Origin of the sequence: Modicisalibacter luteus DSM 23508 (assembly GCF_000378505.1) — a bacterium.
GTDB classification, from domain to species: Bacteria; Pseudomonadota; Gammaproteobacteria; order Pseudomonadales; family Halomonadaceae; genus Modicisalibacter; species Modicisalibacter luteus.
On the sequence record NZ_KB899989.1, the window covers coordinates 434,124 to 457,500 of the forward strand.

A 23,377-nucleotide genomic window follows, 5' to 3' on the forward strand; every position below is an offset into this window, starting at 1 on the left:
CCCAGGAGCATCCTCATGGTTTACCAGCTCTATATCGCCAACAAGAATTACTCCTCCTGGTCCATGCGCCCCTGGGTGTTGATGACAGCCTGTGACATCGCCTTCGAGGAGGTAATGACGCCCTTCGCTGGCACCACCGTCCAGCATGCCTTCAAGGCATTCTCGCCCACCGGCAAGGTACCCTGCCTCAAGGATGGCGATGTGCTGGTCTGGGATTCCCTGGCCATCGTAGAATACCTGGCAGACGCCCACCCAGACGTGTGGCCAGCGGATAGAACGGCCCGTGCCTGGGCACGCTCGGCGTGTGCAGAAATGCATTCAGGGTTCATGGCCCTGCGCGACGAATGCTCGATGAACTGTGGCCTACGGATTGAGCTTGGGACACCAAGCCCGGCGCTGGAGAAGGACCTGGCTCGGCTGATGGAGTTGTGGGCGGATGGTCTCGGGCGCTTCGGTGGGCCCTGGCTCGCAGGCGAGGCATTTGGCGCGGTCGATGCATTCTACGCACCCGTGGCAGTTCGCTACCGCACCTATGGGTTGCCTCTATCGGCACAGGCCGAGGCCTATGCCGAGCGCTTGCTCGCCCACCCGGCGGTTAGCGCATGGACAGAACAAGGCATACAGGAAACTTGGCGCGATGACGCGCACGAGCAGGACTGCCTGCGCGGGCGTCGCGTCCTGGCCGACTTACGTCAGGCCTGAAATGCGCAGCCCCATCAATCGGGACTGGCGGGCACAGGGGTGCCTCTTTATTCGTTGACATCCATGTAGCGCCGCGCCCACTCGCGATTTTCTTCCAGCGTCGAGTAGCGGGTGGAAAGCTCCGAGGCGTTGAGGTTGCCTTCGGCGATACCGCGCTGTTCACGCAGGCAGTCATAGGTCGCCTTGATGGCGGCAAAGTAGGCAGCGTGGCCGTTGACCACTACGCGCACCCCCGCTCGGGCCAGCCGTTCACGGTCACGTAGCTCGGGATTGTCATAGGTGACCAGCATCAACGGCACGTTCAAGTGCTCGGCAATACTTTCCAGATGCTCGAAATCACGAATGCCCACCATGCAGATGCCGTCGGCACCGGCCCGTTCATAGGCCTTGGCACGGGTGATGGCATCCTCCGTGCTCAGCACGCCAGCATTGGTACGGGCAAAGATGGCCATGGCGGGGTCGATTCGCGCCTCCAGCGCCGCCTCGATCTTGCCGATGCCCTCTTCCAGCGGTACCAAGTCGGTGGACTTGCGCCCGTACTTGGCGGGCAGCAGGGTGTCCTCGATGGTCAGCGCCGCCACACCGGCGCGCTCCAGCTCGACGATGGTGCGCATAACGTTGAGCGCATTGCCATAGCCGTGGTCGGCATCGGCAATGATCGGCAGTCGCGCCACGCGACCGATGCGGGTGGCCTGTTCGACGAACTCACTCAGTGTAATCAGGGCAAAATCGGGGGCGGCCAGCACCTGCAGCGAGGCCACCGAGCCGCCCAGGATGCCGACCTCGAAGCCCAGATCGGCGGCAATGCGCGCCGACATGGGGTCGAATGTAGACGCGGTGAAAAAGCACTCGTCGCGTTCAAGCAGCTCGCGAAACTGAAGACGCATATCGTGCTGTGAGGGGGTAGCCATGACAACTCCGAATCGCCCGGGCCGCATCCTGTGGGCCCCGCTTAATTAAGATGATAACGCTCCACTTTATACGTTCGTCGTGGGCGGCACCAATATCTCGAATACGGCTGGCTTGGGGTCGGCGGGGGTCACTTCACGGGCTCGCCGGCACCGACAACTGTTTTATGCATGTTTTGGTGTACATCAACTTATCCGAATTTACCGCCGTTTCTCTATTCGCCTCGCCCCACGTCCCCCCTGTTTTACGCTAGCCCGCGAAGAGCCAAAATTATTATTTGCAAAAGGGCGGCGCCTTCTACACTGGGTAGTGACCGTAAGGCTCTCTGGCAGAAGTCGACAAATAGGAATCGATAGCAAAAAACTGTGACCATTGTCGGCAGCATGGTGCGGATGATAAGGAGCTTGAATACTCAATCCCACCCGAGGCCAACAGACTTGATTAAATGCTGATGTTAGCAATGGGTACTATTATGAATGTTTTCGTAAATGCTTCTCTGCCCGTGTTAGTTGGGGCTTCCCTTCTGCTTGCCTCCTCGGCCATGGCCCAAGAGATAGGCCCGAATACGGGTGACAGGGAATTCTCCCTCTCCGGTACCGGTAGCAGCGACAAGGACTTCGACAGCAGCAGCTTTGGTATTTCCGCCGACTACGGTTGGTACCTGTCCGATCACACGCTGGCGGGTATTCGTCAGAGCGCCAACTTTGCTGATGTGGAAGGTGATGACAACGTCTGGAATGGCAGCACTCGGGGCTTTGCCGACTACCATTTCGGCCGAGGCGCGGCTAGACCTTTTGTGGGTGCCTCGCTCGGTGGTATTTATGGTGACGGCGTGAACGACACCGGCATTGCCGGCCTGGAAACTGGCCTCAAGTACTATATGCTGCCTACCACCTTTATTCAGGCCAGAGCCGAGTACCAGTTCTTGTTTGATAGCGGCGACAGTGCCGAAGAAAACTACGACGATGGCGCCTGGGCCTATACCTTCGGCATGGGTATCAACTTCTGATCAGAAATGATCCCGTGACTGTGAAGTCGTCTACTTGGAGCGGGCACCCCGATAAGCCTCATGATGGAGGCAATCGGGGTGTTCGTGACCAAGAAGACTCGACGCCGGTTTTTCTGAAGAATTCAAGGCGGATGCGGTGAGCCTGGTGATCGATCAGAACGCGGTAATCCACGGAATAATGGTGATGAGATTGGAGGTTTGAGATTACGCAGGACTCGGCTGACTTTCATAGCGAACTACTAAGACATACTTGGCAGTTGCCTCTTCCTTCGGCGCGAGGCGCCAGATACACAAGATATATAGTCCACTTGCGGCCAGGAGCGGACATTCAGGATGTGCCGGTATAACACTGGAGCTGATCCGCCCCACTGACAGGCAACGCCCGCCGATAGGGGCTGTGTCGTTTGACTTATTAGACGTAGCTCGACTTCTATGATGATACGGATGCTGTTCTTGAAACCCGGTCCGGGACTCACCGTTGGCCAAGCCATTAGCTGCCTAGTCGCAGGGCCACATGCTGTAGCAACATAATGGTTTTCCCATCAACAATCACGCCTTCCTGAATCAACTGCAAAGCCTTTGCTAAAGGCAGCTCCAGTACTTCTATGTCCTCCCCCTCGTCTTTCAGACCACCTCCTTTGCCTATCCTTGATTCTGCATCGTAATCTGCAATAAAGAAGAAGAGCTTTTCAGTGACCGACCCAGGACTCATAAAAGCTTCAAAAACCTTTTCGACATGCTGAATACGATAGCCGGTTTCCTCTTCCACCTCGGCACGTATACGTTCTTCAGGCGAAGCATCATCAAGCAAGCCTGCAGCGGCCTCGATCAACATGCCATCATGACCATTGACGAATGCCGGGAAACGGAACTGACGCGTCAGTACAACTGTGTGTCGCTCACGATTGAATAACAAAATGGTAGCACCGTTGCCGCGATCATAGGTTTCACGGCTCTGCCGCTGCCATACGTTGTCACGGCGCAGATAGTCGAAGGTCGTTTTCTTCAACACGTACCAGTCATCGGACAACACTTTAGTTTCGATGATTCTGACCCGGTTCTCGGTCGCATTCATTTCCTTTCCCTTCGTCATAGAGGTGAAATTCAGCTTAGTATGCACTATCATGCACTATCAAGATATTTCGTGCACAACGAGGAATGTATGCTGACTCGTCAGAGAAAAAGCGAAATCCTGGCCCAGCTCAAACGCGATGGCCAAGTCATTGCCAAAGCATTGAGCGAAACATTTGGTGTCTCGGAGGATACGATTAGACGTGACTTGAGAGAGCTAGCTAGCGAAGGGCTTTTACAGCGTGTCCATGGCGGCGCACTGCCCGCCTCGCTTGCAGTAGCGGATTTCGCTCACCGGCAGGCGATCGAGTCGGTGACCAAACGCGCCGTCGCCGGAGCTGCAGCCAAGATGGTGACCCACGGTCAGGTAGTGATACTAGACGGTGGTACTACAGCAGTGGAAATGGCACGACAACTACCTAAAGAGCTAGTGGCTACAGTCGTTACCCATAGCCCCAGCATTGCTGTTGAGCTGGTTGGTCACCCTACGATTGAGGTCATTCTTATTGGCGGGAAGCTTTTCAAGCACTCTATCGTTACCGTGGGCACGGCAGCGATAGAAGCGCTCTCCCACATTCGTGCTGACGTTTACTTCATGGGCGTGACCGGCGTGCACGCTTCTGCCGGTTTGAGTACGGGAGATCTTGAAGAGGCCTATATGAAGCGAGCGCTCGCGGCTCATGCTGCCGAGACGGTGGTACTCGCATCATCTGACAAACTCAACGCCGCATCACAGTACATGATCGGTGACCTCACCCTCGCTAGTACAATTATTGTTGAGAAAAGTACCGATGTTTCATTGACGAATCCACTTGCAGCAGCCGGTGTTACGATTATTAGCGCTTAATGGATGAAAAGCGGAATGATAAGTGAACCAGCAAAGCTGTAATGATGGCCGCTTTGGGTAGAAATCGGAAAATTTGCAATACAACATCATAACCAAGAGGCATGGTGTATCACCCTGCATTGAGGATATGCCAAACATCCCCAAAATTGCTTACCGGAATTTTCACCCCGTTTGGCAGTACGCAACACCATGTTGCTTCCACATTTAGGACATTTTTGGTTAGCGTTAATATTGTCGCGATTTTTGAGCCGTTCAACATGTTGTCGGTGTGTTTCACGAGAGGGAGCGAGCCGAACTTTCCGGATTCTTGCTAACACTTCCTGAACCTGGTCCTCCGACAGAACAGCCTCGCGGAACGATTTTATATAGTTGACGTAGCCACTACCGATTGTGACGCTATCGGGCATTTTGGATTTCAAAGTAGAATTACCAGTAAAAACCACAATGAGCTGCGGTAAAGCTTCTGGGTCCATTGCGCCTGCTCTTCGCCACCTATGATCCACCCCTTCATATTCTTTGTTTCCACGACAAAGATACCGAACCGGGATACAAAGAGATGGTCGATCTGGGTTGTGCCGTCGGGAGTCGGAAGCGTGACATTGTGGATACGCTGATATGCCTCTGCTGGCAACCGGAGGCCAGCGATCATCTTAACTAAGGCTTCGCCGAGTATACCCTTGAACCAAGAGGACTTAAGACAGCCGATTATAAAAATTGCCGGAACCAGCCACCATAGCATCCTGAGAAATTCGTTAATAACAGGCGAGTAATCCATGGTTTCTTCTCAGTTGTATAGTGATAGCCGGCACATGCAGGCGAATATACCTGCTCTATTCCGAAAGCGTCCGCTCATGATCGGAAGTGGGTTTCTGCACTCAACGCCTACGGATGCCATCCTTCCCTGCGACTCCCCTACGCACTGTCCTTTCCTCGTCTTCTTATCGGCTGCTGTCACAGCGGTCTAATCCAAGTTAGCCTTAGCATGGTAACGTTTAGCAACAAAAAAGCCTGCCGGTAAAGGCAGGCTTTCGTATGAGGCGTGTGATGCAGGGGGGCTAGGCGACTCTCGCCTGCCCTAGTTGTATCACTCCCACTCGATCGTCGCAGGCGGCTTGCTGCTCACGTCGTACGTCACGCGCGATACGCCGCGGATCTCGTTGATGATGCGGTTGGAGACCTTCTCCAGCAGCTCATACGGCAGGTGCGCCCAGCGGGCGGTCATGAAGTCGATGGTTTCCACGGCGCGCAGGGCAATGACCCATTCGTAGCGGCGGCCGTCACCGACCACACCAACGGACTTGACCGGCAGGAACACGGCGAAGGCCTGGCTGGTCTTGTGGTACCAGTCGGCGTTGTGCAGTTCCTCAATGAAGATGGCGTCGGCTTCGCGCAGGATGTCGGCGTATTCCTTCTTCACTTCGCCGAGAATGCGCACGCCCAGGCCCGGCCCCGGGAAGGGGTGACGGTAGACCATGTCGTAGGGCAGGCCGAGTTCCAGGCCGAGCTTGCGCACCTCGTCCTTGAACAGCTCACGCAGCGGTTCGACCAGCTTGAGCTTCATGGTCTCGGGCAGGCCGCCAACGTTGTGGTGCGACTTGATGACGTGGGCCTTGCCGGTCTTGCTGGCGGCGGATTCGATCACGTCCGGGTAGATGGTGCCCTGGGCGAGGAAGTCCACGCCTTCGATCTTGGCGGCCTCACGGTCGAACACGTCGATGAAGGTGTTGCCGATGGCCTTGCGCTTGGCTTCAGGGTCGTCGACGCCCTTCAGCTTGTTGAGGAATTCATCCTCGGCATCCACGCGGATAACCTTCACGCCCATGTGGTTGCCGAAGGTTTCCATCACCTGGTCGCCTTCGTTCTTGCGCAGTAGGCCGTTGTCGACGAATACGCAGGTGAGCTGGTCGCCGATGGCCTTGTGCAGCAGTGCCGCGACCACGGAGGAGTCCACGCCGCCGGACAGGCCGAGCAGCACGTGGCGGTCACCGACCTGGTCGCGCACGCGGGCAGAGAGGTCTTCGATGATGCGTGCCGGCGTCCACAGGCGCTCGGCGCCGCAGATATCCAGCACGAAGTGCTCGAGGATGCGCTGGCCCTGCAAGGTGTGGGTCACCTCGGGGTGGAACTGCACGCCATAGAAGCGCATTTCCGGCCAGGTCATGGCGGCAATCGGGCAGCTCGGCGTGGAGGCGGTGACGGTGAATTCTTCCGGCGCTTCGGCGACCTTGTCACCGTGGCTCATCCACACGTCGAGCAGCGCGTTGCCCTCGGCATCGATGTGATCCTTGATGCCCTTGAACAGGTCGTCGTCGCCTTCGATCTTGACCTGCGCGTAGCCGAATTCGTGCTTGTTGGAGCCCTCGACGCGACCGCCCAGTTGTTCGGCCATGGTCTGCATGCCGTAGCAGATGCCCAGCACCGGCAGGTGCATCTCGAACACGCACTGCGGGGCGCGCGGCGAGCCTTCGGCGACGGTGGATTCCGGGCCGCCGGAAAGGATGATGCCGTTGGGGTTGAACTCGCGGATCTCGTCTTCGGTGATATCGAAGGCGCGCACTTCGGAGTAGACGCCGATCTCACGCACGCGGCGGGCGATGAGCTGGGTGTACTGGGAACCGAAGTCGAGGATCAGGATCTTGTGGGCGTGAATGTCTTGCATCGTGGGCTCTCTGTTGAGCGGCGACGGGCGAGGTCGCAACAGTGATCCAAAAGCCAGCGGCGGGGTTGCCCCCGCCGCGAAGTTCTTTCCGGTAAGGCGATCAGCCTACCCTGTAGTTCGGCGCTTCTTTGGTGATCTGCACGTCATGGACGTGGGACTCCGCGAAGCCGGCGCCGGTGATCTGGACGAACTCCGGCTTGGTGCGCATCTCGTCGATGCTGCGGCAGCCGGTGTAGCCCATCGAGGCGCGCAGGCCCCCCATCAGCTGGTGGACGATAGCGCTCATCATGCCCTTGTAGGGCACGCGGCCTTCGATGCCTTCGGGGACCAGCTTCTCGGCGTTCTCGGTCTTGTCCTGGAAGTAGCGGTCCGCAGAGCCCTGGCTCTGGGACATGGCGCCCATGGAGCCCATGCCGCGGTAGGCCTTGTAGGTCCGGCCCTGGTAGAGCTCGACTTCGCCCGGGGCTTCTTCGGTACCGGCCAGCAGGCCGCCGATCATTACGCAGCTTGCGCCAGCGGCGATGGCCTTGGCCAAATCGCCGGAGAAGCGCACGCCACCGTCGGCGATCAGCGGGATGTCGTAGGGCTTGAGGGCTTCGGCGACGTTGGAAACGGCAGTGATCTGAGGCACGCCGACACCGGCGACGATGCGCGTGGTGCAGATGGAGCCGGGGCCGATGCCCACCTTGACGGCGTCCGCGCCGGCTTCGGCGAGGGCCTTGGCGGCGTCGGCGGTGGCGATGTTGCCGCCGATGACCTGAATATCGGGGAAGTGCTCCTTGACCCATGCCACGCGGTCAATGACGCCCTTGGAGTGGCCGTGGGCGGTGTCGACCACGATCACGTCGACGCCGGCTTCAGCGAGTGCGGTGATGCGATCCGGCGTCTCGGCGCCGGTACCCACTGCAGCGCCGACCAGCAGACGGCCATCGGCGTCCTTGGCGGCAAACGGGTAGGTGCGCGCCTTCTCGATGTCACGCACGGTGACCAGCCCCTGCAGGCGGAAGGCATCGTCGACGATCAGGATCTTCTCGATGCGGTTTTCCTGCAGCTTGGTCTTGATCACGTCCAGCGGTGTGCCCACCGGCACGGTGACCAGCTTCTCGCGGGGCGTCATGATCGCCTCGACACTGTCGCTGTGGTCGGGCTGGAAGCGCATGTCACGGCCAGTGACGATGCCCACCAGGGTTTCCCCTTCGACGACCGGGAAGCCGGAATAGCCGTACTCGTCGGCCATCGCCAGCAGATCCTCGAGCTTGGCCTTGGGCCCAACGGTCACCGGGTCCTTGACGATCACGCTCTCGTGCTTCTTCACCTTGCGCACTTCCGCCGCCTGGCCGGCGATGGTCATGTTCTTGTGAATGATGCCAATGCCGCCTTCCTGGGCCATGGCGATGGCCAGGCGCGCTTCGGTGACGGTATCCATGGCGGAAGAGACGAGCGGGATGTTGAGGTTCAGGTTGCGGGTCAGGCGGGATTTAAGGCTGACGTCCTTGGGTAGGACATCCGAGTAGCCGGGTACGAGTAATACGTCATCGAACGTAAGAGCTTCTTGCGCCATACGTAGCATGTCGGAACACCCAATGAGCAGATTGTGGGGAGCGAGGCGAGGGAAGTTAATCGCGTATTATAGCGTCTAGGGCCAGCCTCGGGCAATCCGACCAGCAGCCTGCACACGCCGGCTCATGGCCAGGTGACAAACAGAAGGCCCTGCGAGCGCCGCAGGGCCTATGCTTTTTTGGCAACATTAGTGCGCGTTACTGAAAGCCTGAGAAGCGCATTCTACGCCGGTTTCGGCTAACTTTTAACGCTCCAGCCAAGCCTGCACCACTGCCTGGGCTTCAGCGTTTTTCATCGCTGTCTCGTACCAATATTGATGCACTTCACTCATTGCCTTCTTCCTCGTCTGGCCATTGGCCTTATTGCTTGCGGCCTATGATGACTATCGGCCCAGGCAAGGCAGGCTTTAGGCGCTTTGAGGCGTCGTGGCCGACAGCGCGAATGCTACACTGGGCTTTTCTCCCGACCCGAGACCGGCCATGCAGGATAACGCCCCCACTGCCCTTTCCGTCAGCGAACTCAATCGCCAGGCCCGGCTGATGCTGGAGCGCGGCTTCGGCGACTGTTGGGTGGAAGGCGAGGTATCGGGGCTGACGCGGCCGGCTTCGGGGCATAGCTATTTCACGCTCAAGGATGATCGTGCCCAGGTGCGCTGCGCGCTGTTCCGTACACGGGCGCGTTTCGCCGCGCCGTTCAATAATGGCGACCACATTCGTCTGCGCGGCAAGGTGTCGGTCTTCGAGCCTCGCGGCGACTACCAACTGATCGTCGAGGCCGTACAACCGGCCGGCCAGGGCGCGTTGCTTGCCGCCTTCGAGAGATTGAAGCAACAGCTCGCCGCCGAGGGGGTGTTTGCCAATGCTCGCCCGCTGCCCTGCCCGCCGCGCCATCTGGCGGTAATTACCTCGGGCACCGGTGCGGCAGTGCGTGACGTGCTGGCGGTACTGGCCGCACGCTGGCCGATGCTCGACGTGACCGTACTCCCCGTGCCGGTGCAGGGCCGTGAGGCGGTGCCGGCAATCATCCGCGCTATCGGCCTGGCCAATCATCTTGCGCGTTCCCAAGGGCACTTCGATGCGTTGCTGGTCACCCGGGGTGGTGGCAGTCTGGAAGACCTGTGGGCGTTCAACGACGAGCACTTGGCGCGGGCGATCTTCCATTCGGCGTTACCGGTGATGTCGGCAGTGGGCCACGAGGTCGATGTCACGCTGGCCGACTTCGCTGCCGATGCGCGCGCCCCCACGCCCTCCGCCGCTGCCGAACAACTGGTGCCGGACCGCCGCGAGCTGGCACGGCGCCTGAGCGACGCCATGCAGCGACTGGCCCGTTGCGAACTGGCCCGGTTGGACAGCGAGGCACAGCGCCTCGATCACTTGCGCGCGCGGTTGCGTCACCCCGGCGAGCGCTTGAACCAGCAGCGCCAGCGTCTCGACCAGCTCGAGGCACGTCTCAAGCGGGCCATGCGCCAGCGGCTGGCGGATGCCCGTCAACACCACCAGCATCTGGAACGTTGCTTGTACCGTTTCGTGCCCGCCCAGCAAGTCAGCGAGGCGCGCAACCGGCTGGAGCGCGCCAGCGCCCGCCTGCATGCTGCCCTACCCCAACGCTTACAGAATGAACGTGGCCGGCTCAATGCGCTGGCCCGTGAACTCAATGCAGTCAGCCCCTTGGCGGTACTTGGGCGGGGCTATGCAATCCTCGAGAACAGCGACGGCAACGTGGTCAAGCGTGCCCAGGATACCCAGCCGGGCGAGAAGCTCAGCGCGAGACTGGGCGAGGGCCGACTGACAGTCGAGGTCAAGCGACGCCTCAATCGCAACTGATAATTACTATCATTGATATTTTTTCTGGTTTCGCTACCATCTCGCCTGTACCACGTCCTTGCCGCGTTCGCCCATCCGTCGCCTAAGAGACAGGCCATGACCTCACGAATCCCTCTGCAGCAGGTACATGGTGTATCCGGTTCCGGCTCGCCCTTGGCGAGCATGTACGTGGGACCCTTGGCCGACGTCAGCCCACCCTGGCTGTGCGACACACCACCAGCCGAGACATTATCCGGCACGCAGTTGTTCGCCCCCGAAACACTCGGCCGCGTGCTGGACCAGTTTGCGGCATGTTTTACGGTAGACGACCGCCGCGCCGTGGCCTCGATGTGGGCCAAGTGGTATTTCCACCTCGTGCTGCTGCCCAGCTTGGTGGCAAATGTGCTGCTGGAGCGGGAGCTGCCGCTGGGGCTCGACGAGATGCATGTCGTGCTGGACGAGCACGGCCGGCCCGAACGCTTGTACCTGAGCCACGATGGCCTGCCGCTGGCCAGCCCCAAAACTGAACACCGCTTTGCAGGGCTACTGGCGCACCTGTCGGCGGTGATCGAGGTGCTGGCCCCGTTATCTGGTGCAGCACCCCGGGTATTCTGGAGCAATGTGGGTAGCGGCTTCGATTACTATCTGGGCCTGCTGGAGACTCACCCGGCCATGTGGCCTGGGATGGCCGACGCGTGCTGGCAACTGCTCGAACGTCGTGAACTGGACGATGGCCAACGCAACCCGCTGTTCCAGCCGGTGCGATGCGTGACAGGGGAGGATGGTTCACCCCAGCGGGTGCGAAAGTTGTGCTGCCTGTGTTATCTGATTCCAGAACTCGGCGATTGCGGTACCTACTGCCCGTTGCCATGCCGGCGCAGAAAGCATTGAATCGAAGGTGGGCACAGCTTTCTTGTTGAAGACAGTCAGCGCAAAGCGCATTGCGTAATGCGACATGCGGGGCAGGCATTAAAAAGCGCTGAGAGCATTTAAGCCATCTCAGCGCCCGGGCTGTGAAAATGTAAACCGGCTTAGCCGGATAACCATTAGTTACCTACGCTGGGCAACCCACCCTGATCGTTGTTCTTGAAGTGAACTTCACCTTCAGGGCTGACGTGGCAGGTCACATTGTGGAAGGTATTGCCGTGGCCGAGAAAGCTGACCCGCAGCTCGAATTCCTTGCCTTGCTCGTACTCGGGCAGGTTGCTGTCCTTGATCTGCTTGTTCTCGAGCTCATGGCCGGCATTTTCCATGGCGACCTGGCGGCATTTCTCGACCAGCTGGTGGTCCTCCCGGGGTGTGCGCTCAATGGCCTTGGCAGTCCCGGCGGACGCCGTAGTGGCGACTACGAACAGGGCCGCGCCCAGGCAGATACGCTGCATTCCTTTACGTGGTGTCATAACACCTCCTTGTCGTGCGTTCTCTTCCACTATAGAGAAGATATGCCGATACGTTCGAGCCCGCACATGCCGTAGCGGGCCGGAATTTTCCTTTTCAGCCGGCCTGGTCGGCGCCAGGCTTGAAAGCGCCGGGTTCAAGATCATGACGCCCGAGCAGCTTGTAGAAATCGGTGCGGTTGCGCCCGGCGATACGTGCCGCCTGGGTGACATTTCCCTCGGTGATCTTGAGCACCTTGATCAGATAGCTGCGCTCGAAACCGGCGCGCGCCTCATTGAACGAGGGCAGCGCGTTCTCCTCGGCCATCAGTGCCTGCGAGACCAGCGCTTCGGGAATGATCGGCGCACTGGTCAACGCCACGCACTGCTCGACCACGTTGACGAGCTGGCGCACGTTGCCTGGCCAGGCACTGGAGGCGAGCAGGTTGAGCGCTTCGGGCGAGAAGCCCTTGACGAACGGCTTGTGGCGGGCTGCGGCCTGTGTAACCAGATGCTTGGCCAACAGCGGCACGTCCTCGGCGCGCTCTTTCAGCGGCGGCAGGCGCAGGTTGACCACATTGAGCCGGTAGAACAGGTCCTCGCGGAAATCGCCCTCGCGCATCGCCTTGTCGAGGTCGCGGTGGGTCGCCGAGATGATACGCACATCGATGGGAATCGACGTGGTCGACCCCAGCGGGCGAATCTGGCGCTCCTGTAGCGCACGCAACAGCTTGACCTGCAGCGTCAGCGGCATGTCGCCGATTTCGTCGAGGAATAGCGTGCCGCCGTCGGCGGCCTGGAACAGCCCTTCGTGCTGGCTGATCGCGCCAGTGAAGGCGCCCTTGGCGTGGCCGAACAACTCGCTCTCAAGGAGCTGTTCCGGCAAGGCGCCACAGTTGATGGCCACGAACGGCTTGTGGACCCGCGAGCTGGCACGGTGGATGGCGTTGGCAAGCAGCTCCTTGCCCGAGCCGCTGGGACCGGTGACCAGTACACTGACATCGGAACCGGCGACCATGCGCGCCTGCTCGAGGATACGCTCCATGTGCGGGCTACGGGTGATGATTTCCGCTCGCCAGGCATCGTCGCCGTCGGCGCTGGCATTCGCTGTCTGGCGCAACGCGTCGTCGATGGCACTGAACAGTTCGTCGCGGTCGACCGGCTTGGTTAAAAAGCTGAACACCCCCTGTCGCGTGGCACTGACAGCGTCGGGGATCGACCCGTGTGCGGTAAGAATGATCACCGGCAGGCCGGGCATGCGCTTCTGGACCTGCTGGAACAGCGCCATGCCATCCATCTCGTCCATGCGCAAGTCGGATAGCACCAGGTCGGGCCGGGTCTGCTCCAGTTTGTCCAGCGCTTCACGCCCACTTTCGGCCGTGGTCACACGATAGCCACGGCTCTCCAGGCGCATCCCCAACAACTTGAGCAGGCTGACGTCGTCATCCACTAGCAGAACATGGGCGGCTTGCTTCACGTTTCGACTCCTAGGCGCACTGGCGTTGCTCCCTACGACATGCGTCAGGGGGACTGGTTGCGAAGGTTGATGCTTTGTTCGATTTCGGTCAATGCATCGAGCTTCTGGGCCAGATCGTCACGCTCACGGGCAACCTGGCGGCGGGCAGCTTCACTGTGATCGACCTGATTGGCCAGCTCGCGGCGGGCCTCCAGGCCATTCAGCCACTGACGCAGCAGCGGCTGTAGACGGCTCGGCGCCAGTGCCAGATCGGCCTTGAACAATTCCGACGCGTCATCCCAGTGGCTGCGATCGGACCACGAGTATACGACGGCACGCGCCAGGCGCTCATTGGCCAGCTCACCTTCGGCGCGCTTGAGCGTCCGCTCGCGCCAGGCCTCGTCACCGCGCTGGGCGGCCAAGCCGAAATCGACCCAGGCTTCGAGCAGACACTCGTTATCATGCAAGCTGGGAACCTCGGACAGGCAGTCCGACGAAGCCGTGTTAAAGGGGGCATTGGTCGTATGGTTGAGGGCCTGGCACCCCGCCAAAAGCGAAACGGCCAGCAGGCTGGCCAGTAGAGGCAATATTCTCATGTTCAGTTCCTTGCGTCGGTACGGTCCGTACTTATTGTCGGCATGGCATGCCCAAGCCGTTTATCGTTATCACTGACACCCTCTCCACTCCATGGCAACGTCAGACGGAAACATACCGCCATCGCCTGATCGTCCACTAGCATCAGTTGGCCATGTTGGGCCCGCGCGCAGTCTGCGGCTACCGACAGGCCGATACCCGAGCCCTTGATCGCGCCCTTGCGGCGTGCGCGCCCCTGGTAAAAGGCTTCGAACAAGCGCTCGCGGTCGGCCGCATCGATCGGCTCGCCGCTGTTGGCCACCTCGATCGCCAGTGTGGGCCCACGATGGTAGGCGCGAATCTCGAGCTTTCCACCGTCTTCGCCATAAGCGATGGCATTGGACACCAGATTGTCGACGATGCGCGCCGTGCGGTCACGATCTGCACTCCAGTCGATGGGTAATGCCGACACCGAGACTTTCATATCCTTCTTGTCCAACGCCAGCCGGTGCTTGGTAAGTACGTCCTTGATCAGCACCGAAACGTCGAACAGGTCATTATTGACCATCTGATTGTGCTGCAACAGGTTGTAGTCGAGCAGTTGCTCTATCAGTCGCTGCAGTTCCAAGCCGCTATTGTCGATCAATTCGACGATCTCGAGCTGCCGCGGCGTCAGCTCGCCGGCCACGCCGTCGGAAAGCAGCGAGGTCCCTTCGCGTACACTGGCCAGTGGTGTCTTCAGTTCATGTGACATGTGACGCAGGAACTGCTGCTTCTGTGCCTCGAGCTCGGCCAGTCGGGCCGACAGCCAGTCGATACGCTCGCCCAGGTTGACCAGCTCCGCCGGCCCTTGGATGAGTTGAGCGGAAGCGGGCTCCATGCCACTGCCAAGGTTGAGGATGCGACGCTCGATCTGGCGGATGGGACGAATGATCAGCCAGGTGAACAGCAGCATCAGCGCCAGGCTGGCGGAAACCAGTGCGGAGGTCTGCAGCCACAACCGCTGGCGCACCTCGCTGGCCTGGGCGCTGATGCCCTCAATACGGTTGTCGATATACAGGTTGGTGGCATCGCGCACGGCGCCGGTACGCTCGGCGAAACTCACGAATTCACCGAGACGCTCAGCGATCTCGGCGGTCGTCAGGGTCGGCAGGTCGGAAAGCGATTGCAGTTGCTCCTGCAGGGCCAGAATGTCCCGGTTGTCGGGCAACAGGCGCTGTTGGGCATCAAGCAACGTGGCGAACTCGTCCAGCTTGGCGGAGTAGATATCCATCAATCCCGGCTGTTCGACCACGGCATATTGCCGTGCGCTGCGCTCCATTTCCAGCGCCAGGTTGGAAAGCTCGCGCGCACGGCGGGTCTGTTCCACCGCTTGACGGGCACTGATGTCGGCGAGCATCGATAGCTCAGATAGGGCTTGTCCCGCCTGGAACATCAGCACGGCGATGGGCAGCATCACCACGAGGAAGGCCAGCAGGACCAGCTGCAGCAGGGATCTTGGGCGCCAGCGGCGTGAGACCTGGGAGGTCATGATAACGGTTCTATGCAGGAAGAGGGTAAGCGTCATGTCCTATCCGCACAGCATAACAGAGTTACCGCCGGCTCAAGCCGAATGAATGTCATCCTACGTGACAAAAAAGAGGGCCGGCATAGCCGGCCCAAGGTACGCAGGGAACTGAAGGGTCAAGTGAGCTCTCGCTGGGGTCTGCCTGGACAGACATTCATGAGCGCTCGGAACGGGCCCTGAAGGCCCCGAAGCCATGAAATCGCGTCGACATCTTCCAGGGACTGGCGATTTCACCTGTGGCGGCCGCACCGCCGGCTTCATTCCTGGGATGCGCCGCCGAGGCGTCGCATCGAAACAAGTCCCCCCGAAGGGGGTAGTGGCATCCTTGCCAGGGCGTCCTTGCCCTATAGGTACTCTCCATGCCGTTAGGCCGTACCCGTCTCATCGCAACCTAAGTCACACATCGCGTGGAGCAGACGCTACTGGCAGTATCGAAGTCGACACACGGAACGCGTGGGTCTTCTTTACTTGCTCAGTCGGGAAGTGGATCGAGCCGTTTGAACCGCTTCCCGCTTGCTCACGTCCTAACCATTGCGACAGGCGTGCCACTTTCTGCACAACTTCTTTAAAAACAGATATTTAAAACCACCCAATTCAAGCCAGGTTAGCTAAGGGTCGGGCATGAGACGAAAAACGGCCCCACGTTCGGCATTTTTCGTCGTCGTTTGCAGACGCTTATTGAGACAAACCTAAAACAGCCTTAAAGATCAGTCATTTAGCGTGTGACGGATTAGCGACAATGAAGCCAGCGGAGGAGACAAGCGGCGACAGGGGCCATGCCGTATAAGCAAGCCCCTCAGGCGAGGGGCTTGAGCAGGACCTTCGACTTGCGGGCGTGGTTATAGGCGTCACGCTTGAGCGGTGGCAGCACGTCGATACTGGACAGGCCAAAGCCGTGCTCGAAAAACCAGTGCGCCGTGTGAGTGGTCAGCGCAAACATCGAGGTCAGGCCCTGCCGACGGGCGCGGCGTTCGACCTCGGCGAGCAGCAGTGCACCGCGCGAGCCGCCCCGGTAGTCGATGTGCACCGCCACACAGGCCAGCTCGCCCATCTGTGCCTCGGGAAACGGATGCAGCGCCGCACAGCCAACGATCATGCCGTCGCGGTCAATGACGATGTAATCATCGATCTGATGCTCCAGACGCTCGCGCGAGCGCTCGATCAGCATGCCGCGCTCTTCAAGGGGGCGCAGCAGTTCCAGCAGGCCCGCCACATCACTGAGTTCGGCCGGCCGCAACTGCTCGTAGCGATGTTGGGTAATCATCGTGCCCACCCCGTCGCGAGTGAACAGCTCTCCTAGCAGCGCATCGTGGTCATGCCAGCTCAGCAGGTGGGTACGCCCCACGCCGTGTCGCGCCGCCTCGCAGGCTGCACTCAGGTGGCGGGCCAGCTCGCTGCCCGGGTCGGCATCGCGCAGTAGCGGCTCGGCCTCGGCGGGGGTCAGCTGACGCTGAAGCTGGCCGCTCTCGTCGTGCAGGCCTTGGGCCTCGCCGAGCAGAATCAGCTTGTCGGCCTTGAGTGCCACCGCCGCATGTTGAGCCACGTCGGAGGCGTTCAGATCGAAGACTTCACCGGTGCTGGAAAAGCCCAGCGGCGGCAAGGCCACCAGCGTGCCGCGATCAAGCAGCGACTCGATGGCCTGCGCCCGAACCCGCCGCACTTCACCGCTTCGGTCGTAGTCGATGCCGTTGCGCACGCCCAGCGGCTTGGCCATGACCAGGTTGCCCGAAACCACCGTCACTTCGACCCCGTGCAACGGGGTATTGGGCAAGCCCAGCGACAGGCGCGCCTCCAGCCACAAGCGCTGCTCGGCAGCGACCCGCTCGACGCAGCGCATGATCGCGGCGTCGGCCACCCAACGGCCGGCATGACGCTGCGGCACGATGCCCTCCTCTTCCAGGACGCGATTGACCTGCGGGCGAATGCCGTAGACCACCACTACGCGTACGCCCAGGGTCTGCAACAGGGCAAGGTCCTGGGTCAGCTGTTCGCCGCGCCCATTGGCCATGGCCTCGCCTTCGATCAGGATGACGAAGGTTCGGCCACGGTGGGCATTGATGTACGGCGAGGAGTTGCGGAACCAGTCGACGAAGGGAAAGCGCGTATCCAAGGCCTGCACTCCGGCAGTACGGTGAACGAAAAGGTGAGACGGCGACTATAGCAGAGCCAGCAAAAAGGCGGGACACCCGAAGGGTCCCGCCTCACTGGCGCAATGGCAAATCCGGTGCCTTCAGCTACCGAACATGCCTTTGAACGTAAAGAAGAACAGAATCGACAGGCCGGCGCCTGCCGGTAAGGTAATCAGCCAGGACATGACGATGGTGCCGAGTACGCGCAGGTTGAGCGCCGCCATGCCGCGCGCCAGCCCCACGCCGAGCACCGCGCCGACCAGCGTATGCGTGGTCGAGATCGGCAGGCCGGTGCCTGAGGCCAACACCACCGTGGTCGCTGCTGCCAGCGTGGCGGCGAAGCCACGGCTGGGCGTAAGCTCGGTGATTCCCGTGCCCACGGTGGCGATGACGCGATGACCGTAGGTGACCAGGCCAACCACGATACCCCCTCCGCCAAGCACCAGAATCCACCACGGCAATGCTGCCTCGCCGCCTATGGCGCCGCCAGCCTCGACTACGCTAACCACAGCCGCCAAGGGCCCGACGGCGTTGGCGACGTCATTGGAGCCATGCGCAAAGGCCATGGCGCAGGCGGTAAACATCATCAGCACGCCGAACACCCGCTCGACACCGGAAAAGTCGAAGCTATCACCGGCTGTTTTCTTGCCACGACCGATGCGGTTCTCCAGCAGAATCCCCAGAATCATGACTACGATGCCGATGACTACCGCAATCAGGAAACTCTGGATAAAGCTGAATTCCAGGCCGACATGCGACAGCCCCTTGACCAGCGTCACCATGGCGATGATGAAACCGACCAGGAAGATATAGCCCGGCACGTAGCGCTTGGCGGAAGCGAACGGATCACGGCTTTCGAAGATCAGTACCTGTACCGAGCGGAACAGCACATAGCCGATGGTCCCGGCCAGCAGCGGTGAGACGATCCAACTGGCGGCAATCTGGGTAACCTTCGTCCAGCCCACGGCATCCACCCCCAGCCCGGCGATGGCAAAGCCAACGATGGCACCGACAATGGAGTGCGTGGTCGAGACCGGCCAGCCCTTGGCCGAGGCGATCAACAGCCACAGGCCGGCAGCCAGCAGCGACGCCAGCATGCCATAGACCAGGAGATGAGGGTCTTCGGTCAGCAGCGACGGGTCGATGATCCCCTTGCGGATGGTATCGGTGACCTGCCCCCCGGCGAGCCAGGCACCGAGGAACTCGAAGACGACCGCGATCATGATCGCCTGCTTGATCGTGATCGCCTTGGAGCCGACGGATGTGCCCATGGCATTAGCCACGTCGTTGGCACCGACCCCCCAAGCCATGAAGAAACCGAAGGCACAGGCAAGAATGATGAATACATCGCCGTATTGCGCAATGATGGACATAGGCACGATTCTTTATGAGTGGCGTTAAAAAACCCGAAATGCCATTGGCACTCGGGTTTAGCGAGCGGTGAGGATCTGCAGGCGGCTACCGACACGCTCGGCGCGATCTGCCAGGTCCCCGATCCAATCGATGATCTTGTAGAGGAACATCACATCCACCGGCGGCAATTGCGACTCCAGGTCGAAAAGCTGGCGACGAATGGCGATTTCCTGTTCGTCTGCCTGATGCTCCAGATCGTGGAGTTCACGAATCAGGTTTTGCATCAGGTCCGCGACGTTGCGCCCGAAGCCCGATTCAAGCAGGTCTTCCATCTCTTCCAGCGCCTTGCGCGCCTGGGCGACGGCGGCCACGGCCGTGGTCAGGTAATCGCGCATCGGCTGCGCCAGCCCCGGCGGTATCTTCATGCAGCGCCCCATCATGATGCCGGTAATATCGCGTGCACGATTGGCAATCTTGTCCTGGACGCTGATCAGTTCCAGCAGATCGGAACGCGACACGGGCAGGAACATGGTATTGGGCAGATTGAGGCGCAGTTGGGTCTTCAACTGATCGGCCTCGTGCTCGAGGTGGGTCACCGCCTCACGATGCTTGGCGGCTTCCTCCCAGTTCTCGGCCAAAACGGCATCGAGAAAGGGAAGCAGCTGGTCGGCACATTCGCTGGTCTTGACGATGTGCGCCAGTAACGGCTGAAACGGCGAACGGCCGAACAGCGAGGAAAACGGATTGGAAGTCACCATAGCGTCATTCGTAGGTTAGGAATGGCGGCGACAGTATAGTGATCGGCCTGATCAACGTCATGAAAAAATCATTCATTTGTCATAAAACGGACACATTACCGCATGCCTGAAGAAATCGAGCTCAAGCTGGCCCTGGCTTCTGGCGAAGCCGGCAAGCTGCCCTACCACCCGGCACTTGGCGGTGCCACTGCGCATCGCACGCGGCTGGCCAATACCTATTACGACACTCCGACAGGCGATCTGGAGTCAGCCAAGGTAGCGCTGCGCCTGCGCCGCACGCCCGAGCGTACCCTTCAAACGCTGAAGACTGCCGGCCAGGGGTCGGGAGGACTCTCAGCACGGGGCGAATGGGAATGGGAGGTGCAAGAAGATCGGCTGGACGTTGACGGCCTGGCGCAGCTTCCGCCTGTGCAGGCGTTGGGGCAAAAGGTGCTTCACGCCCTGCAGCCGCGCTTTACCACCGATTTCGAACGGCAGGCCTGGCTAATTGACTACAGCGGCGCGCGCATCGAGGTGGCACTCGACCGTGGCGAGATCCGTGCCGGTGAGCGGCATGTCGGCATCGACGAGCTGGAGCTCGAGCTCAAGGCCGGTGAGCCGTCCGCGTTGTGGCAGCTGGCCCGTCGTTTGGCCGAGGACATCGCCCTTCGCCCTGCCAATGCCAGCAAGGCGGCACGTGGCGGCGCACTCTGCGAGAATCAATGGCGAATACCGGCAGGTAACGATACGGCGGCGGCATGCTTCGACCGGGCCATTCTGTATCTGGACGCTTTCAATGACAGTGGTCAACGTGCGTTTCTGGAACAGGCGCGCGACGCGCTGACGACCCTGGCCCAGCGAGCTCATGCCGACGAAATCGGTCACCATGCCCAAGCCCTGGCCGATGCCCTGGCGGAGACGGATTGGCTGACGCCGAGCTTCGGCCAGCACAGCCTGGCCTTGCAGGCGGCGCTACATCCCGCTTGAATCATGCCATGTCACGCCAAACGATAGGAGTCCGATTTGACACAGTTTCGTCCCGCCGGTGTCGGTATTCGAACGAGAATATTTCAAATCATTTTCGAATCGGACACCCGAGCCGCCAAAGGCTTCGACATTGCCTTGATCGTAACGATTCTGGCTAGCGTGCTGGTGGTCGTACTGGATAGCGTCAATGAATATCACGCCCGGTTTGGAGACGTTTTCTACGCCCTTGAATGGGGCTTCACCCTGATATTTACGCTTGAACTAGCCCTACGCCTCTTTTGCCTGAATCGCCCCCTCAGGTATTTGTGGTCTTTCTATGGAATCATCGACTTAATTTCGATATTGCCGACTTGGCTCGCCCTGGTCATCCCTGGCGGCCAGTCAATCCTCGTCGTGCGCTTGCTGCGGGTCCTGAGAATATTCAGAATTTTGCGGTTGATGCAGTTCGTCGGTGAGGGGCAGCTCCTGATCGACGCGCTGAAACGCAGCTTCCATCAAATCATATTATTCCTGTTCAGCATCTTCACGCTGGTAACCATTTTTGCCTCAGTGATGTATCTGATCGAGCCGGCCGAGGCAGGCTTTACCAGCATTCCCATGTCCATCTACTGGGCGATTGTCAGCCTGACGACGGTAGGGTACGGGGATATCGTGCCGGTTACCCCACTAGGCCAAGGGATCACAGTCATGCTGATGCTCATTGGCTACTCGATCATTGCCGTGCCCACCGGCGTATTTTCCGCCGAGGTGATTCGCTCGATTCGCCAGGAACGTTATTCCAACGAGGCCTGCCCGGGCTGCGGCTATGACCGTCATGAGCACAAGGCCCGCTATTGCCTGCGCTGCGGTACCTGGCTCAATGAGGAACGACCCGATCCGCGTCAGGTACGCAAGGGGGTAAGCGAACCACCGCCGGCCCAACCCGATGACAACGACTAACCGATAAATGGCGACGGATCGCCCCGCCCCTCGCGCACGATGGTCGGGGGCTGCTCGCGCAGGTCGACCACAGTGGTGGGCTCCAGCGAGCATGCGCCGCCATCGATGATCAGATCGAGATGGGCGCCAAAGCGCTCGCGGATATCTTCCGGATCGGTCAACGGCAACGCTTCATCAACGGGGATTAGCGTTACGCTCATCAGCGGGCTGCCCAGTGCCTCGAGCAGCGCGAGGGTAATGCGATGATCGGGTACCCGCACGCCGATGGAACGTCGCTTGGGATGCAGAAGCAGGCGCGGCACTTCGCTGGTGGCATTGAGAATGAATGTGTAGGGCCCCGGCGTGTGGTTCTTGAGCATGCGAAAAACGACGTTGTCGAACTTCGCGTACGTGCTGATTTCCGACAGGTCGGAACACACCAGGGTGAAGTTGTGGCGGTCGTCCAGCGAGCGCAGCCATTTGATCTTCTCGATGGCCTTCTTCTCGCCGAGGTGACAACCCAGGGCATACCCCGAATCGGTCGGATAGGCAATGACCCCGCCACTGCGAATGATGGCGACGGCCTGGTCAATCAGGCGCTTCTGGGGGTTCTCGGGATGAATCTGGAAAAACTGGGTCATCGCGGCTCCTGGGCTCGGTTCGGGATTAATGTCATTCCGGCAGGCCCAGGCGTTGCCAGGCAACGCCAGGCCGGGCGGCTACGCTATAGCCTAGACGACCGAACGATGCTCTGACGACCCTATGGCTTCACTGGGCAAAACCGGCCAGGCGCGGATGACGCCATACCGGCAGTAGCGCGGTCCGTGGCACGTCGCTCATGCTGCCTGGCGCCATGGGGCCACCGGGGGCATGGAAGTCGCTGCCCAACGAGCCGTACATGCTACGCTCCTGCAACTGTCGCGATAGGTCTCGAGTCGTATCGGGATTCTGGTAGCCGCTGATCAACTCGGCTGCCTCGCCCCCCGCCTCGACGAAATCATCGAGCAGTAGACCACGCTTACGACGGGTCATGCCGTAGCGCAGCGGGTGCGCCAGCACGGCGACACCACCGGCATCGCGTATCCAGCCGACGATCTCGCTCAGCCACGGCCAGTGCGCCTTGACGTCGCCGCGCTTGCCGGCTCCCAAGTGTTTCTTGAACGCGGAGGCCATGTCCGGCACCACGCCGGCGGCGACCAGTGCCCGGGCGAAATCGGGCCGCCCAAGTGGTCGGTCGCTGCCCGCCTGCTCGCGGGCCCGTGCCAGCGCATTATCGAGCCCGACAGCCTCGAGGCGGCGGGCTATCTCCTCACCGCGCGCATCGCGCGCACGGGCCTGCGACTCGAACCCATCGATCAGCGCGCCCTGGGGTCCATCGGGCAGCAACGCCACCACATGGATCGTCACACCGCGCCACTGTGCCGACAGCTCACTGGCACAGACCAGGCGTAACCCCAGCCGATCGGCTTCGATCGCAGCTTCGGCGACCCCCGCCACGGTGTCGTGGTCAGTCAGCGCTACATGGGTCAGGCCACGGGCATGGCAAAGCTGCATCAGCTCGGTGGGCGACAGGGCGCCATCCGAAGCGGTGGAATGCATGTGCAGGTCTAGGCGGGCAGCGTCGTCGAAAGTCTCGGGAAGTGGCATCATCGCATGACGCCATCGGGCGTCTTTGTCAGAATAGGCGCAACATGGTGCGCGCCCCGCCCGCCTGGGTCAATG

General features: G+C 60.4%; 22 protein-coding genes. 7 read left to right on the forward strand and 15 right to left on the reverse strand.

Annotated elements, in window-relative coordinates:
- The first annotated feature begins 15 nt into the window (after positions 1 to 15).
- Positions 16 to 702 carry a glutathione S-transferase family protein gene (locus tag F568_RS0102040; protein WP_019017033.1) on the forward strand — a complete coding sequence of 229 codons (687 nt, stop codon included), beginning with the start codon at positions 16 to 18 and terminating at the stop codon, positions 700 to 702.
- A gap of 47 nt (positions 703 to 749) precedes the next feature.
- On the opposite strand, the gene F568_RS0102045 is transcribed toward F568_RS0102040, so the two are convergent.
- Positions 750 to 1,613: an oxaloacetate decarboxylase gene (locus tag F568_RS0102045; protein ID WP_019017034.1), complete on the reverse strand. Its 864-nt coding sequence runs from the start codon at positions 1,611 to 1,613 to the stop codon at positions 750 to 752.
- A gap of 443 nt (positions 1,614 to 2,056) precedes the next feature.
- Between F568_RS0102045 and F568_RS0102050 the strand changes: the two genes are divergently transcribed.
- Positions 2,057 to 2,620, forward strand: a complete 564-nt coding sequence (locus F568_RS0102050; protein WP_229804227.1) for a hypothetical protein — start codon at positions 2,057 to 2,059, stop codon at positions 2,618 to 2,620.
- 490 nt (positions 2,621 to 3,110) lie between these two features.
- On the opposite strand, the gene F568_RS0102055 is transcribed toward F568_RS0102050, so the two are convergent.
- A complete protein-coding gene (locus tag F568_RS0102055; protein ID WP_019017036.1) occupies positions 3,111 to 3,695 on the reverse strand; it encodes an NUDIX domain-containing protein in 585 nt (194 codons plus the stop codon).
- An 87-nt stretch (positions 3,696 to 3,782) separates the two neighbouring features.
- On the opposite strand from F568_RS0102055, the gene F568_RS0102060 reads away from it, so the two are divergent.
- Positions 3,783 to 4,538, forward strand: coding sequence for a DeoR/GlpR family DNA-binding transcription regulator (locus tag F568_RS0102060; protein WP_019017037.1), 756 nt, complete (start codon positions 3,783 to 3,785; stop codon positions 4,536 to 4,538).
- 86 nt (positions 4,539 to 4,624) lie between these two features.
- Here the strand turns inward: F568_RS0102060 and F568_RS26170 are convergent, their stop codons facing one another.
- From F568_RS26170 to guaB, 4 genes are all read right to left on the reverse strand, one after another.
- The gene (locus F568_RS26170; RefSeq protein ID WP_083932955.1) at positions 4,625 to 5,011 is read right to left on the reverse strand and encodes a topoisomerase DNA-binding C4 zinc finger domain-containing protein; all 387 of its coding nucleotides are present in this window, start codon (positions 5,009 to 5,011) and stop codon (positions 4,625 to 4,627) included.
- Entirely contained in the window at positions 4,954 to 5,313 is a 360-nt protein-coding gene (locus F568_RS25550) for a nuclease-related domain-containing protein (RefSeq protein WP_019017038.1), read from the reverse strand. The genes F568_RS26170 and F568_RS25550 overlap by 58 nt, the downstream gene beginning before the upstream one ends.
- A gap of 309 nt (positions 5,314 to 5,622) precedes the next feature.
- Entirely contained in the window at positions 5,623 to 7,197 is a 1,575-nt protein-coding gene (gene guaA, locus F568_RS0102070; protein ID WP_019017039.1) for a glutamine-hydrolyzing GMP synthase, read from the reverse strand.
- 100 nt (positions 7,198 to 7,297) lie between these two features.
- Positions 7,298 to 8,767: an IMP dehydrogenase gene (guaB, locus tag F568_RS0102075; protein WP_019017040.1), complete on the reverse strand. Its 1,470-nt coding sequence runs from the start codon at positions 8,765 to 8,767 to the stop codon at positions 7,298 to 7,300.
- A gap of 469 nt (positions 8,768 to 9,236) precedes the next feature.
- Between guaB and xseA the strand changes: the two genes are divergently transcribed.
- Both xseA and fhuF read left to right on the forward strand, forming a co-directional pair.
- Positions 9,237 to 10,580 carry an exodeoxyribonuclease VII large subunit gene (xseA, locus tag F568_RS0102085; RefSeq protein ID WP_019017041.1) on the forward strand — a complete coding sequence of 448 codons (1,344 nt, stop codon included), beginning with the start codon at positions 9,237 to 9,239 and terminating at the stop codon, positions 10,578 to 10,580.
- Positions 10,581 to 10,676: 96 nt separating this feature from the next.
- Complete coding sequence (gene fhuF, locus F568_RS0102090) at positions 10,677 to 11,450, forward strand: siderophore-iron reductase FhuF (RefSeq protein WP_019017042.1); 774 nt, start codon at positions 10,677 to 10,679, stop codon at positions 11,448 to 11,450.
- A 155-nt stretch (positions 11,451 to 11,605) separates the two neighbouring features.
- Here fhuF and F568_RS0102095 read toward each other — a convergent pair whose 3' ends face one another.
- From F568_RS0102095 to F568_RS0102125, 7 genes are all read right to left on the reverse strand, one after another.
- Positions 11,606 to 11,959, reverse strand: a complete 354-nt coding sequence (locus tag F568_RS0102095) for a hypothetical protein (RefSeq protein ID WP_156817318.1) — start codon at positions 11,957 to 11,959, stop codon at positions 11,606 to 11,608.
- 94 nt (positions 11,960 to 12,053) lie between these two features.
- Positions 12,054 to 13,412 (reverse strand): two-component system response regulator GlrR, encoded by a 1,359-nt coding sequence (glrR, locus tag F568_RS0102100; RefSeq protein ID WP_019017044.1) that lies wholly within the window; start codon positions 13,410 to 13,412, stop codon positions 12,054 to 12,056.
- A gap of 44 nt (positions 13,413 to 13,456) precedes the next feature.
- On the reverse strand, positions 13,457 to 13,987 hold the full coding sequence (locus F568_RS0102105; protein WP_019017045.1) for a hypothetical protein: 531 nt from the start codon (positions 13,985 to 13,987) through the stop codon (positions 13,457 to 13,459).
- A gap of 2 nt (positions 13,988 to 13,989) precedes the next feature.
- Positions 13,990 to 15,531 carry a sensor histidine kinase gene (locus F568_RS21975; RefSeq protein ID WP_229804224.1) on the reverse strand — a complete coding sequence of 514 codons (1,542 nt, stop codon included), beginning with the start codon at positions 15,529 to 15,531 and terminating at the stop codon, positions 13,990 to 13,992.
- Between the two features lie 796 nt (positions 15,532 to 16,327).
- Entirely contained in the window at positions 16,328 to 17,641 is a 1,314-nt protein-coding gene (gene argA / locus F568_RS0102115; RefSeq protein WP_019017047.1) for an amino-acid N-acetyltransferase, read from the reverse strand.
- 120 nt (positions 17,642 to 17,761) lie between these two features.
- Positions 17,762 to 19,033 (reverse strand): inorganic phosphate transporter, encoded by a 1,272-nt coding sequence (locus F568_RS0102120; RefSeq protein WP_019017048.1) that lies wholly within the window; start codon positions 19,031 to 19,033, stop codon positions 17,762 to 17,764.
- A 57-nt stretch (positions 19,034 to 19,090) separates the two neighbouring features.
- Positions 19,091 to 19,771, reverse strand: a complete 681-nt coding sequence (locus F568_RS0102125; protein WP_019017049.1) for a TIGR00153 family protein — start codon at positions 19,769 to 19,771, stop codon at positions 19,091 to 19,093.
- A 102-nt stretch (positions 19,772 to 19,873) separates the two neighbouring features.
- Between F568_RS0102125 and F568_RS21980 the strand changes: the two genes are divergently transcribed.
- Both F568_RS21980 and F568_RS0102135 read left to right on the forward strand, forming a co-directional pair.
- A complete protein-coding gene (locus F568_RS21980; protein WP_019017050.1) occupies positions 19,874 to 20,737 on the forward strand; it encodes a CYTH domain-containing protein in 864 nt (287 codons plus the stop codon).
- A gap of 36 nt (positions 20,738 to 20,773) precedes the next feature.
- Positions 20,774 to 21,676: an ion transporter gene (locus F568_RS0102135; RefSeq protein WP_019017051.1), complete on the forward strand. Its 903-nt coding sequence runs from the start codon at positions 20,774 to 20,776 to the stop codon at positions 21,674 to 21,676.
- On the opposite strand, the gene F568_RS0102140 is transcribed toward F568_RS0102135, so the two are convergent.
- Both F568_RS0102140 and F568_RS0102145 read right to left on the reverse strand, forming a co-directional pair.
- Complete coding sequence (locus F568_RS0102140) at positions 21,673 to 22,296, reverse strand: L-threonylcarbamoyladenylate synthase (RefSeq protein ID WP_019017052.1); 624 nt, start codon at positions 22,294 to 22,296, stop codon at positions 21,673 to 21,675. The genes F568_RS0102135 and F568_RS0102140 overlap by 4 nt on opposite strands.
- A gap of 127 nt (positions 22,297 to 22,423) precedes the next feature.
- Positions 22,424 to 23,305 carry a PHP domain-containing protein gene (locus tag F568_RS0102145; protein WP_019017053.1) on the reverse strand — a complete coding sequence of 294 codons (882 nt, stop codon included), beginning with the start codon at positions 23,303 to 23,305 and terminating at the stop codon, positions 22,424 to 22,426.
- Positions 23,306 to 23,377: the final 72 nt, after the last annotated feature.